At 57.5% G+C, this 13,272-nt stretch carries 12 protein-coding genes; 5 read left to right on the top strand and 7 right to left on the bottom strand.

Features of this window, described 5'->3' with window-relative positions; genetic code table 11:
* Positions 1 to 59 precede the first annotated feature (59 nt).
* The 3 genes from BR24_RS13260 to BR24_RS13250 all read left to right on the top strand — a co-directional run bounded on the left by BR24_RS13260 (position 60) and on the right by BR24_RS13250 (position 2,494).
* Complete coding sequence (locus BR24_RS13260) at positions 60 to 1,664, top strand: ArnT family glycosyltransferase (RefSeq protein WP_496541962.1); 1,605 nt, start codon at positions 60 to 62, stop codon at positions 1,662 to 1,664.
* Between the two features lie 199 nt (positions 1,665 to 1,863).
* Positions 1,864 to 2,085, top strand: a complete 222-nt coding sequence (locus BR24_RS13255; protein ID WP_496541961.1) for a helix-turn-helix domain-containing protein — start codon at positions 1,864 to 1,866, stop codon at positions 2,083 to 2,085.
* A gap of 4 nt (positions 2,086 to 2,089) precedes the next feature.
* A complete protein-coding gene (locus BR24_RS13250; RefSeq protein WP_496541960.1) occupies positions 2,090 to 2,494 on the top strand; it encodes a hypothetical protein in 405 nt (134 codons plus the stop codon).
* A gap of 79 nt (positions 2,495 to 2,573) precedes the next feature.
* On the opposite strand, the gene rfaE1 is transcribed toward BR24_RS13250, so the two are convergent.
* Together rfaE1 and BR24_RS13240 are read right to left on the bottom strand one after the other, a co-directional pair.
* On the bottom strand, positions 2,574 to 3,578 hold the full coding sequence (gene rfaE1, locus BR24_RS13245; RefSeq protein ID WP_496541959.1) for a D-glycero-beta-D-manno-heptose-7-phosphate kinase: 1,005 nt from the start codon (positions 3,576 to 3,578) through the stop codon (positions 2,574 to 2,576).
* Between the two features lie 45 nt (positions 3,579 to 3,623).
* Positions 3,624 to 4,541, bottom strand: a complete 918-nt coding sequence (locus tag BR24_RS13240; protein WP_496541958.1) for a ParB/RepB/Spo0J family partition protein — start codon at positions 4,539 to 4,541, stop codon at positions 3,624 to 3,626.
* Positions 4,542 to 4,647: 106 nt separating this feature from the next.
* Here BR24_RS13240 and BR24_RS13235 point away from each other — a divergent pair, with 106 nt between their 5' ends.
* A complete protein-coding gene (locus BR24_RS13235) occupies positions 4,648 to 5,064 on the top strand; it encodes a hypothetical protein (protein WP_496541957.1) in 417 nt (138 codons plus the stop codon).
* Between the two features lie 29 nt (positions 5,065 to 5,093).
* Here the strand turns inward: BR24_RS13235 and BR24_RS13230 are convergent, their stop codons facing one another.
* From BR24_RS13230 to BR24_RS13215, 4 genes are all read right to left on the bottom strand, one after another.
* On the bottom strand, positions 5,094 to 5,861 hold the full coding sequence (locus tag BR24_RS13230; protein WP_496541956.1) for a ParA family protein: 768 nt from the start codon (positions 5,859 to 5,861) through the stop codon (positions 5,094 to 5,096).
* Between the two features lie 190 nt (positions 5,862 to 6,051).
* Positions 6,052 to 7,065, bottom strand: a complete 1,014-nt coding sequence (locus BR24_RS13225) for an NAD-dependent epimerase (RefSeq protein ID WP_496541955.1) — start codon at positions 7,063 to 7,065, stop codon at positions 6,052 to 6,054.
* A complete protein-coding gene (locus tag BR24_RS13220; RefSeq protein ID WP_496541954.1) occupies positions 7,066 to 7,860 on the bottom strand; it encodes a slipin family protein in 795 nt (264 codons plus the stop codon).
* Between the two features lie 14 nt (positions 7,861 to 7,874).
* Positions 7,875 to 9,188: an NfeD family protein gene (locus tag BR24_RS13215; protein ID WP_496541953.1), complete on the bottom strand. Its 1,314-nt coding sequence runs from the start codon at positions 9,186 to 9,188 to the stop codon at positions 7,875 to 7,877.
* A 442-nt stretch (positions 9,189 to 9,630) separates the two neighbouring features.
* Here BR24_RS13215 and BR24_RS13210 point away from each other — a divergent pair, with 442 nt between their 5' ends.
* Positions 9,631 to 11,883: a vitamin B12-dependent ribonucleotide reductase gene (locus BR24_RS13210; protein WP_496541952.1), complete on the top strand. Its 2,253-nt coding sequence runs from the start codon at positions 9,631 to 9,633 to the stop codon at positions 11,881 to 11,883.
* A 77-nt stretch (positions 11,884 to 11,960) separates the two neighbouring features.
* Here the strand turns inward: BR24_RS13210 and BR24_RS13205 are convergent, their stop codons facing one another.
* The gene (locus BR24_RS13205; protein ID WP_496541951.1) at positions 11,961 to 13,226 is read right to left on the bottom strand and encodes a phenylacetate--CoA ligase family protein; all 1,266 of its coding nucleotides are present in this window, start codon (positions 13,224 to 13,226) and stop codon (positions 11,961 to 11,963) included.
* Positions 13,227 to 13,272 lie beyond the last annotated feature (46 nt).

Here is a 13,272-nt window from a genome sequence, read left to right as displayed (position 1 = left end):
CGACGGCGGCATACGCAACATTCAACAACAAACACCAAGCACTTCAGCGGAGCGTCTTCGTGAGCATCATTCACTCATTCCGGACTCGCCCCGGCCTGTGGGCCTTCCTGCTCATTGCCGCGACCTTTGCCGTGCGGCTCTACTTCGTGGCAAGCGGCCAGCTCAATCTGGTTCAGGACGAGGCGCACTACTGGGACTGGACCCGTAATCTACAGCTCACCTACTATTCCAAGGGGCCGCTCATCGCATGGATCATCGCCGCGTGGACCGGCGTGTTCGGCGACACCGAGCTCGGGGTCCGCTTCGGTTCCATTGTGGGGCTGGCCATGACCCAGGCCGTCATGTATTTCGGGCTGGCAAGGCTGTGGAACCGCCCGGGCATGGGGCTGCTCACCGTCTTCGTGCTGACCACCATGCCCCTGTTCATGGCGCTCGGCATCCTCATGACCACGGACAACTCGTTCGTGTTCTTCTGGGCCGCGTCCATGTTCAGCCTCTACGCCGCGTCCAATCCGGGGGGCAACCTGCCCGCCATGCACACGCGCGTGAACAATCTTCCCTTCGTGATCATGGCCGTCTGCTTCGGCCTCGGCATTCTCGCCAAATACACCATGCTCGGATTCCTCGGCCTGAGCATCATCTACGGTCTGCTTCTGCGCTGGCGCCGCATGCTCCCGCAGGGGTTCTGGCCGCGGCTGATCATCGCGCTCGCAGTCGGCGTGATCATCGGGTTCCTGCCCACGCTCATCTGGAACATGCAGAACGACTTTGTCGGGTACAAGCATGTCATTTATCTCATCGGCCTCAAGGGCAAGCAGGCCTCTCAGCTCATACGATTCGATCATTTCCCCGAATACATCGGGGCCCAGTTCGGGCTGGCCACCCCGTGGTGGATGATCTTCGCGCTCATCGGGGGCGGCTCGGCGGTGTTTCGCTATTTCGACACCCGCCCTTCCCTCGTGGAGTCCGAAGCGCCTCGGCTGAACGCGCGGCAGGCCACTCTTCTGGCGGTCTTCTTCTGGCCCATGTGGATATTCTTCCTGCTCTGGAGCTTCCACGCGCAGGTCCACCCCAACTGGACCACCGTGAGCTACGTGTCCGGCTCGATCCTCGCGGCATACGCCTTCGCCGGATTCGTTCGCCGGCGCAAGGGGACCGGCATGCGCAACCTCGTGATGGGCCTCTCGGTACTGTTCTTCCTGATCGTGAACCTCTCCCCGCACCTTCCCATCCCGCCGGAGATCAACATCACCAACCGCCTCAAGGGGTGGAATCAGCTCGGGCACGCCATCGAGTTCCTTCGCGATGACCACTTCAACGATCCGGACAAGGTGTTCATTTTCTCCGACGTGTACGACATGACCGGTGCGACGGCCTTTTACACCCCCGGCCAGCCCCGCACCTACTGCGCTTGGATTGATGACCGCCGCATGAATCAATACGACCTCTGGGAGGGGCCTTCGGACAAGGTCGGCTGGGACGCGCTCTTCGTCCAGAAGCGCGAACAAGGGTCCGCACCGAAAAAAATTCGCGACATGTTTGACAGTGTGTCCAATCCCATCATCATTTCAACCACTTTCAATGATCAGCCCGCACGCACCTTCACCGTGTATACCTGTGAAGGCTTCAATGGCTACTGGCCTTCCCACAAGGGCAGATACTAACAAGATCAGAAAGATAGACTTCAGCCCCCGCTGGATCGCCTCCGGCGGGGGTTTTTTCTAGATGTTTTTTAGACTTGTTGAACTGCGTTGTACTTTGTTGACAAGCTCTGACAAACTGTGTCATCGGATGTTCAGTCAATGAACCTGCTGGCAAAGACGGTCTATGGATTCGACAAGCAAGAGACCCGTACTTCTGACTGTGAACGAAGTCGCCGAGATCTTGCGCGTCCATTATCGCACTGCCTACCGCCTGGTAACCGGCGGAAAGATCAGGGCCATTCGGATCGGCAACCAGTGGCGGGTGCCTGAAGAGAGCCTGAACGCTTTCATCGAAGAGGGCTGGAAGGAGTCTGTTCCGCAGAAACGCCGCAAGAAACCGGTCGGCCCGCAGCAGTTGAAACTGCCCATCGACAAGGAGTAGCCTTATGGTGAGAAAGCCCATGCCCGGCACTGATTCCGGAACGCAACTGGTCCTGGACATCACCCTGCCCAACGACTTCGGCAAGAACATCTCCATCACCGGCAGCCTTGTCGACGAGGAGATGTACTTCAACGACGATACCGGCATGCTGACCATGGAAAAGCTCTACCGCGACGAATCCGACTCCTACGCCTACAGCATCATTTCCGCCATCGGTCACGCCCGCGAGCGCCGTGCCTACAGCATCCGTCCCGGTGAGGAGTACACCCGCGTGGACAACGGCTGCATGGAACTCGACCTTCCTACGGAAATTCTTTTCGAGCTGCTCGAACACGCCGTCCGCTCCGAGAACGCCCGCGATACAGAGAACAGCGAACACGTCAAACGCAAGCTCGCCGTCAACGAGTAACCCCTTTCGGCAGACGTCGAAAGAAAAGGCCGGGAACAGGATTCTGTTCCCGGCCTTTTTCTGTGGCGAAACAGATGAATCAGATTCGTTCGGATTCAATCTCCGGCAGGCCGTCTATGGACTCAAGAATCTGACCCGGCGTAGCCGTTGCGGCACCGATGCGCGAGACCACTATGCCCGCCGCATGGTTGGCGAGCGTAGCGGCCGCCACGAGATCACCACCTGCTGCGAGGCCGAGTGCAAGCGTCGCAATGACCGTGTCTCCGGCACCGGTAACGTCGAAGACGTTGCGGGCGAACGTGGGAATATGGTGGACGGTTTCACGGTCATGGAACAGGGCCATCCCGTCGCGACCGAGCGTTACCAGGAGATGGCGACACTCGAGCCTGTCGAAGAGCCTCTTCCCGGCTTCAACGGCCTGGTCCCGGCCGGAGACGTGCATTCCGGCCCCCTCCCCGGCTTCCTTGGTGTTCGGGGTCAGCAGGTCCACACCCTGATAGAAGTCGTAGTTGACGGTCTTGGGGTCGACCAGCACCAGCGGCCTATTCTCCAAAGACTCCAATGCGGACCACAGGCGATCCATGAGTTCGCGGCAGACCAGACCCTTGCCGTAATCCGAAAGAATAATGACCGGGGTATTCTCCAAGTCTTCCGCAATGTCTGCAAAGAGCTCGTCAAGCTCTGCCGATGTGGGGTTGCCGAGTTCCTCGTGGTCCACCCGCACTATCTGTTGATTGCTGGCCAGGACCCGGGTCTTGATGGTCGTGGGACGGGTCTCCGAGACGACAAGCCGGGTCTCAAGTCCGGTATCGTTGCAGAGTTTGGTCAGGGTTTCCCCGTGGATGTCCTTACCGCGCATTCCTGCCAGAACCGGTTGACCTCCGAGCTCGGCAATGTTTCGAGCGACATTGCCCGCGCCGCCGAGCACGTGCGTTTCCTTTTCCACCCGCACCACGGGCACCGGGGCCTCCGGAGAAATCCGCTCCACACAACCGGTCAGATAATGGTCGAGCATCAGGTCGCCGAGGATCAGTACCCGTCGACCCGCCACCTTGCCCAGCAATTGCTTCAGTTCTTCTCGCATGGTTCGTGATTCTTTCCTTTATACGATCAGCGACTCATCACACCGCTACTGCGGCCAATCACCGCCGAGCATATCCACAAGGGACCGCAAATCGTCTTCGGTCTCATATTTGATCGTAATTTTGCCTTTTTTCTGGCTGCCGGACATCGTAACAGCAACATTCAGCGAATCGGCTATGGACTCCTGAATTGTGCTCACGACCGGATCAGGCTCGCTCTTTGCTTTCGTGGGAGTGCTTCTCTTCGTGGAAACGTCCTCGCCGGCGCCCGGCAGTCTTCCGTTGTTCTTCCAGAACACCGCCTGCGCCTCGGCCTGACGAACGGTCAATCCGTTTTCCAGAATCCTTTTATGCAACTCCGTCTGGGTTTCGGCATCGGTAACCGCCATGAGCGCTCTGCCATGCCCTGCGGAGAGGTTCCCTTCGGAAATATCCCTGCGGATCGCTTCCGGGAGGTTCAGGAGCCTGAGGGCGTTGGCTACCGCCGAACGACTCTTGCCCACCTGCTGCGAAAGCTCTTCCTGACTCAGCCCGAACTGGCCCTGGAGCTGCTGATAGCCCAACGCCTCTTCCACGGGGTTCAGGTCTTCGCGCTGCAGGTTCTCGATGAGAGCGACCGCGAGACTCTCCTGATCGGTCATCTCCCTGATCAGGGCCGGGATATCCCGCAGCCCGGCTATCTTGCTGGCTCTCAGGCGACGCTCACCGGCGACAAGTTCATAGCGATCATCACCGACAGGCCGCACCAGCACGGGCTGAAGCACACCCTGACTACGGATGGATTCGGCCAGATCCTTCAGAGCCTCTTCGGAAAACTCTCTGCGCGGCTGGTTGGGGTTCGGGATTACCGATTCGACCGGGACCATGGTCACGGAAGCCGCTTCCACTCCCTTTTCCTGATCTTCGCGCACACCGCCCAGCAGGGCGTCCAGTCCGCGACCAAGTCCTTTCTGCATCGAACTCATGGCACATTCCTCCATATTTTCGGGCGCGAGCTCTTGCCCAGTTCCGGACAAGCGCCTATATATCCATTCAATTCATTAAAGACAGTCATCTCAAAAAGGATCCATCATGAACGATCATGTCCGCGAACTATTCGACAAGGACGGCAATCTCATCGGCTGCCTGCTCACGGCCGAGGCCTGGCAGAGCGTCGGGGACAAAGTCAAAAACCTTCTCGGCATCAGGGAAGAGCCCGCTCAGGCTCCCGAACCGCTCCACGAGTGGGAAACTCTCAAGGAGTATTGGGACTTCAACTACGAGCCCGACATGCATGTCCACTGCGAATGCTGCGGCAGCTCCACTCCGGACTGGCAGCAGGACGAGCCGCGCAAGTTCCTGCTCAGCTCCGCTACCCTCGGCGGGATGGTCACCTTCACCTGTCTGGAGTGCCGGGCCAAGGTTCTCAAAAAGCATTTCAAAGATGAAATCGTCACCGAGTGCAAGCCGTTTCAGGACAAGGACAAACGCCTCGAAGCCCGCTACTAACAATGCTGGGGAGGTCACCTCCCCTTTTTCTAGTTCGCCGTCTTTTTGAAAACTTCCTGCGCCAGAGCGAGGTAGGCTTCGGCGCCTTTCGACTTGATGTCGTAATTGATGACGGGTTTGCCGAAGCTCGGTGCCTCGGAGAGTCGTACGTTTCGCGGCACGATAACCTCAAAGAGATGTTCCGGAAACGCTTTTCGGACCTCGTTCTTCACTTGCCACGAGAGCCTGTTCCGGGCGTCATACATGGTCAGCACCACACCCAGCATTCCAAGCTGCTGATTCAGACGGTTTTTCACCAGCTCGTATGTCATAAGCAACTGCGCAATACCCTCTAGTGCGTAATACTCGCACTGCAACGGGACGAGCAGCTCCGTGGCTGCGCAGAGAGCGTTCACGGTCAAAAGCCCGAGTGACGGTGGACAGTCAATGATGATGAACTCGTAATCATCATCAAGAGTATCAAGCAACTCCTTGAGATAGAACTCTCGGCCGAGCTTATCCACCAGTTCCACTTCCGCCCCAACAAGATCCTGTGTCCCCGGAAGAATATCCATGAACGGAACACTGGTCTCATACACCGCCTTACGGGAATCCTTCACATCGAAGAGGACGCTGTAGATGTTGTCCCGACGGTCACCGGGATAAAATCCAAGCCCGCTGGACGCGTTCCCCTGAGGGTCACAGTCCACGACGAGCACCTTTTTTTCCATCACCGCCAGAGACGCGGCAAGGTTGATTGCCGTCGTTGTCTTACCGACACCGCCTTTCTGGTTTGCCACAACAATTCGCCTTGCCACTTGACGCCTCCTTCTGGAAATTCGAGCTTCCGGCCGGATTGTTTCACGTGAAACATCGAAACAGAGTCCTTCCCTTCCTTAGATGCTCCAGGAAAAGTTGGCAAGAAAAACGATCACGACAAACGAAAAAAACCGGCCCGAAGGCCGGTTTTCCCGGTGATGACGATGATGATCGACTGTCTGCGGAGAGCTATTCGGGCCTGCCGTAATAGTCGAGATACCAGTCGATGAAGTTCTTGATGCCGACCTCGATGCTCGTGTCCGGGCGGAACCCTACGTCCTTCTGCAGGTCGCTCACATCCGCCTCGGTTGCCGGAACGTCGCCGGGCTGCATGGGCATCATGTTGTAGATGGCCTTTTTGCCCAGACACTCCTCGATCACCTCGATGTAACGGGTCAGCTCAACAACGTTGTTATTGCCGATGTTGTAAATCCGGTACGGGACCGAGCTGGTGGCCGGATCCGGATTTGAACCGTCCCAGTCCGGATTCGGCGCGGCAGTGTTCTGCGTGACGCGGACTACGCCCTCAACGATGTCGTCAATGTAGGTGAAGTCGCGCCGCATCTTGCCGTGGTTAAACACGTTGATGGGCTTGCCTTCGAGAATGTTCTTGGTGAACAGGAACAGTGCCATATCCGGCCTGCCCCACGGCCCGTACACGGTGAAGAACCTGAGCCCGGTGGTGGGGAGGTCGTAAAGGTTGCTGTACGAGTGAGCCATCATCTCGTTGGACTTCTTGGTGGCGGCGTACAGCGACATGGGGTGATCGACAGCTTCGTGCGTGGAAAGCGGCATATTGGTGTTCATGCCATAGACTGAGCTGGAAGATGCATAGACAAGGTGCTCGACCTTGTTGTGCCGGCATCCTTCAAGGATGTTGGCAAAGCCCACGAGGTTGGAGTCGACGTAGGCCCGGGGGTTTTCGATGCTGTAGCGCACACCGGCCTGAGCGGCGAGGTTGACCACATGGGTGAACTGCTCCTCGCGGAAGAGTTTTTCCATGGCGGCGTTGTCGCTCAAATCGATCTGCGCGTGCTTGAATGCCGGATATTCGCTGATAATCTTCAGACGATCCCACTTGATCGCGGGGTCATAGTAGTCGTTGACGATATCGAGACCGACCACCTCGTGGCCCATGTCCAGAAAGCGTTTGGAAAGGTGGAACCCGATGAAACCAGCGGCTCCGGTGACGAGAATCTTCATCTACTCTTCCGTGTTGTTTGGCGTGTTCGTTTCGTTATCCGTATTACGCTTTGTCAGCGCATCGGGCTTGAGTATGCCGAGTATGTCCAGCGGTACGGGAATTATGGACGAAGCCTTGCCGTCCGACGTCATCTCCCTGAGTGTCTGAAGGTAGCGCAGTTGAAGCGCTTCGGGATTTCGGGAGATAATGTCCGCCGCCTGAGAGAGCTTGTCCGCTGCCTGGAACTCCCCTTCCGCCGCGATGACCTTGGCCCGGCGTTCGCGTTCGGCCTCGGCCTGCTTGGCCATGGCGCGCTGCATTTCCTGCGGAAGATCGATGTACTTTACTTCCACCGTGGTCACCTTGATGCCCCACGGGTCGGTATGCTCATCGAGGATTGCCTGTATCTGCGAATTGACCTTGTCCCGATGGGACAGAAGATCGTCAAGCTCGACGCCACCACATACGCTACGAAGGGTCGTTTGGGCAAGCTGCGAGGTGGCAAACATATAGTCCTCGATCTCGAGGATGGCCCGGACCGGTTCCACCACCCGGAAATAAACGACGGCGTTCACCTTCACGCTGACGTTGTCCTTGGTGATGACGTCCTGATTGGGCACGTCCAGCGCGAAAATGCGCATTGAGATTTTGACCATCTTATCAACAATCGGAATCAGGATAATCAGGCCCGGGCCCTTTGCCCCAATGCAGCGCCCGAGGCGAAAGATGATGCCGCGTTCGTATTCATTGAGGACGCGTAAGGCCGCAACGAGGAAAAGAATAACCAGTGCGACGATGGGAAGGATCGTGTACATGACGTACTCCTTTGTTAACCGTTGGCATTCGTGGGTTCCGGGACCAAAGGCTCAATTTCGAGCCGTAGACCGTTTCTGGAGACAATTTTGACCCGCGCATCGCGAGAAGGGTTAAAATCGCTCTGAGAGGCCGTGGCGTGCCAAATTTCGCCTCGTACCCGAATTTGCCCGTGTCCGTTATCCCATGAAATGACGGTACCTTCCGATCCGACGATGGAATCACTGTCGGACGTGAACCGGGTGTTTCTGGAACGGACGATGAGCCAGATGATGAGTGAGGCAAAGCCGACAAACACAAGAGACGGAGCAAGAACCAGCCACGTGGGGATGTGGAGGTATCCATATGGATCGCGGAAGAGCAGCATGCCGCCCATGAAGAGCGCGACCGCGCCGGCGACGGTAAGCAGACCGTAACTGGTTATGGCCACCTCCAGCCCGAGCAGCACGAGCGCAAACAGGATGAGCAGAACGCCGGCCGCCGTGGTCGGGAGCACGGAGAGGGCATAAAGGGCCATAAGCAGACAGATGCCGCCGAGAACGCCGGGGAAGATGGCTCCGGGATGCGTAATTTCGAAAAAAAGACCGATCATCCCGCCGAGCAACAGGAAGTAGGCGATCTGAGGATGCAGCATCCATGAAAGGATGGAATAACTGAATCCCGGTTCGAATGTTTCCAGCACGACCTGATCGCCCGCAAAGGACACCGCTTCTCCGTCGTGGGTGAAACCGCCCTCTCCCATATCGGCGAGATAATCCTGCACTGAGGGCGATACATATTCCACCACATTCTTCTCCAGCGCCTCGGCAGCGGTGATGCTGGCAGCTGACTGGACCGACTCCGCATACCAGTCGATATTTCTATCCCGCCGAGCGGCAACAGCGCGGACCAGACTGATGAAGTCGTTTTCAACCTTGGCCTGCATGGTCTTCTGGATGTCGTCGCCGGTGACATTGACCGGGGACGCCGCTCCGATGGTTGTCTGAGGTGCCATGCCCGCCACATCGGAGGCAGCCACAAGAAAGACCCCGGCGCTGGTAGCTTGGGCACCGGCAGGACCGACCCACACCGCTACGGGAACCGGCGAATTGAGGATGCTCTTGACCATTGAGCGCATTGACTGCCCCAACCCGCCGGGAGTGTCGATGCGAAGCAGGATCAAATCCGTATTGGAGTCTTGAGCATAAGAGATGCTCTCTGAGAGCATCTCCTCCGATGCAGGGCTGACGGTACCCTCGAAGTTGACCTGGAGAACCCGGAAAGGAGTTCCCGATGCCGAGACAGGAAACACAAGCAACACCAACATAATGAAAGTGAAAAGACGGATCATGAAAGACCTCCGATTCTTCCTTGTTGGCATAAGCGGCAGAAGAAGGAAAGCACATGATTACGGAGGTCCCTCAAAAATGTTTCATGGGAAACATTTGAGGTTATGAACCTTAACGAACAAGGAAATGACAGTTTACGAACATAAAATAGCTACATTTGTTCATAAAGAAACTAACAAACTGGAATATAATGATTTAACGCCGTATCAAAAAAGGCTTTGCCACGAGGAGTTGACTTTTTTGAAGGAGTGATGAGGAATAGATCTGGTAGTGAGAGAACTATATAACAGGAATAATTACTAGTTTTGGATCAAGCGCTATTCACAAATTAGGCTGTGACAAAAACCCCCGACTGAGGTAGTCTAGACAAACTCTAATTACATTGCCCGAGGGCGTTTCCATAAACAATACAACACGTATGAATAATTGCAAAAGAGGGTGAAGATGGCTGCGATACCGATGCCTGAAAATCTGCCGGAACCGAACATCAATCCGAACGCCGACGTGGTGCTGACGCGCCGATACCTGAACAAGGATGAAGCGAGGAATCCCAATGAAACCATCAAGGAATTGTTCTGGCGGGTTGCGTCGACCATTGCAGCGGAGGAATCGAAGTACGAGAAATCAGAATATGACGCCGGGACCCTGAGCCGGGAATTCTATGACCTGATGACGGGATACTGGTTCCTGCCAAACTCCCCTACCCTCATGAACGCCGGAACACGCCTCGGCCAGTTGGCCGCATGTTTCGTGCTGCCTGTGGAAGACTCCATCGAAGGCATTTTCGATGCGGTGAAGCACGCGGCAATGATCCACAAATCCGGCGGGGGAACCGGGTTCTCATTCTCTCGGCTGCGCCCTGCGGACGCGGTTGTCGGCTCAACGGGTGGAGTCGCGTCGGGGCCGCTGTCATTCCTGCGGATCTTCAACTGCGCCACCGAGCAGATCAAGCAGGGAGGCACGCGCCGCGGAGCCAACATGGGCATCCTGCGCGTTGACCATCCCGACATAATGGATTTCATCAAGGCCAAGGAACGCGACGGGGAACTGAACAACTTCAACCTGTCCGTTGCCCTGACGGAAAAATTCATGCGAGCGGTCGAGAACAACGAGGAATACAACCTCGTGGCCCCGAACACGGAAGAAGTGACGGGAACCCTCAACGCGCGCGAAGTGTTCTCCATTCTCGTACGCAAGGCCTGGGAGTCCGGAGACCCGGGGATCGTCTTTCTGGACCGCATCAACCGGGACAATCCTACCCCGGAACAGGGCGAGATGGAGTCCACCAACCCGTGCGGCGAGCAGCCGCTGCTGCCCTACGAGGCCTGCAACCTCGGCTCGATCAACCTCGGCCTGTGCTACAGGGCGGACGACAACGGCGGTACCGTCGATTACGACCGACTCAAGGAAGTTATCCACCTTTCCACCCGGTTTCTCGACAACGTCATCGACGCCTCCCAATACCCGCTGGAGCAGATAACCGAACACGTCCGCAAGAACCGGAAGATCGGCCTCGGCGTCATGGGCTGGGCCGACCTGCTCTACCGGCTGGGAATCCCCTACGATTCACAAAAGGCGGCGGACCTTGGCGAGACGGTGATGAAGTTCATCCGCGACGAAGCAAGAAGCGCATCCAAGCTGCTGGCCAAGGAGCGCGGCCCCTTCCCGGCCTATGATGACTCCGTTTTCGGCAAGGCCAATCTGGGCCCCTACCGCAATGCCACCACCACAACCATCGCCCCTACCGGCACCCTGTCGATCATCGCGGGCTGCTCGTCCGGCGTGGAACCACTCTTCGCTCTGAGCTTCGTGAGAAACGTCATGGACGGCGACAAGCTCATGGAGAGCAACCCCTACTTTGCCGAAGCACTCAAGGAGGCCGGAGCATACAGCGAGAAGCTCATGGAAGAGGTGGCCAAGGGTGCGTCCATACAGACCATGGAACACCTGCCCGAGGACATCCGGCGCGTCTTCGTCACCGCCATGGACATCGCGCCCATGTGGCACCTGAAGATGCAGGCCGCTTTTCAGAAATACACGGACAACGCGGTTTCCAAGACGGTCAATCTGCCCAACGAGGCCACGCAGGAAGAGATCTGGGACATCTACTGGAAAGCCTACGAGTACGGCTGCAAGGGCGTAACCGTGTACCGCGACGGCTGCAAGCAGCTGCAGGTTCTCTGCACCGGCGACGGCGAGGAAAAGAAGGAATCCGAAGGCCAGAACGGGAACGCGCCGCGCGGCATCGTCAAGGACCGCCCGGATGTGATCTACGGCTTCACCCAGAAAGTGGAAACCGGACTGGGGGATCTGTACCTCACGGTAAATGAAGTGAACAACCGCCCGTTCGAGGTGTTCGCGACCATAGGCAAGTCGGGCCGGTCCATCACCGCCAAGGCCGAGGCCATAGGCCGCCTCGTGTCGCTGGCACTGCGTTCCGGCGTGGACGTCCGCGATATAGTGGCCCAGCTCAAGGGCATCGGCGGCGACAACCCGAAGTTCATCAAGAAGAAGATGGTGCAGTCCATCCCGGACGCCATCGCGTGGGTCTTCGAGAACCGCTACCTCAAGGGAGAGACCGTGGGTTCCGGCGTCACCAGCCTGACCCGCGAGGTTTGCCCGGACTGCGGCGAAGCCTTGATCTTCGAGGAAGGCTGCCACATCTGCAAAAGCTGCGGCTTCAGCAAGTGCGGCTAGCCTGACGGAATACGAACGAAAGAAAGGCCGGAAAGAAAATCTTTCCGGCCTTTTTCGTGTCGTTGCTACTCTTGGGGCTAATCCCAGGTGCGCTTGTCCTCGATGGGACGAATCTGAGGGGGCAGCGAGCCCGGAGCGAGCACCTTGAGGATGGGACGGAGCTTGATCTTTTCGCGGAAGAGGTGCAGCAGCTCTTCTTCCTGATCGAAACTGCCGGCCTCGATGGAAAGAACCATCTCGTCGATGCCGCCGGGGTTGGTGACCTCGATCTGCCAGCGCTTGACGTCTTCGAAGCGGGCCATGACCTGCTCCACCTGATGCGGATACACGAACATGCCCTTGATGCGGGCAGTGGTGTCCACGCGGCCGACAATGCCACCAAGGCGCGGGCTGGTACGTCCGCAGGGGCACGGCGTGCGGTCGATGTAACCGAGATCACCGGTCGCCAGACGAATCAGCGGGTACGTCTTGTTGAAGGCCGTCACCACAATCTCGCCGACCTCGCCATCCTTGAGCGGAATGCCAGTGTCAGGATGACAGATTTCCACAAACGCGCGGTTGGAAAGGTGCAGGCCGTTCTTGTGGTAACACTCGTAGCCGATGCACCCGACGTCCGCGGTGCCGTAGCCCTGACGCATGATGCAGTCGAACTTCTTCTCCAACGCGCTGCGCATCTTCTCGGAGAGCTTCTCACCGGTGCAGAACGCTGTCTCAAGGAACAGGTCCTTGCGCAGCGAAAGCCCGGACTCCTCGGCCTTCTGGGCGAGATGCATCAGGTAGCTCGGGGTGCCGACATAACCGGTGACACGCAACTTCTGCATGATCTCGATCTGACTGTTCGTGTTTCCCGGGCCGGCCGGAACAACCGCGCAGGAGAGGCCGCGAAGCGGCTCCTCGAACATCAGGCCCGCCGGAGCAAGGTGATAGTTGAACGTGACCTGACACACGTCACCGGCACGGAAGCCTGCGGCGTAGAACCCTTCGGTCCACCCCCAGTAGTCCTCGGTGCGGTCTTCGGGATCGAAGATCGGTCCCGGAGAAAGGAATATGCGGTTGAGCTCACCGAGATCCTTGGTCAGCAGGCCGCCAAGACGCGGGCCCATGCTCTGAAGGAATATCAGTTCCTTTTTCTTTATGATGGGAATATGCTTGAGGTCGTTCAGAGTGCGGAACTTGTCCACGTTGAACTGCGCGCGGTCAAACCGCTTCTTCACGTCCTCGGAGTAGCGGTAGGCATAGGACAGGAGCTCCTTGAGCTGCAACAGGCAGTATTGCCTGCGTTCAGACTCGTCCAGCACCTCGCGTCTGCTGTAGATACCTTCCGTACGGTCTTTCCTGGTCATGGAATCGTACTCCTAATATTGATATGGGTGATTTCTCGCGGAGGAT

Source organism: Pseudodesulfovibrio halophilus DSM 5663 (assembly GCF_059568665.1).
Note: the sequence above shows the minus strand (reverse complement) of the source record. Positions and strands in the feature narration are given on the sequence as shown.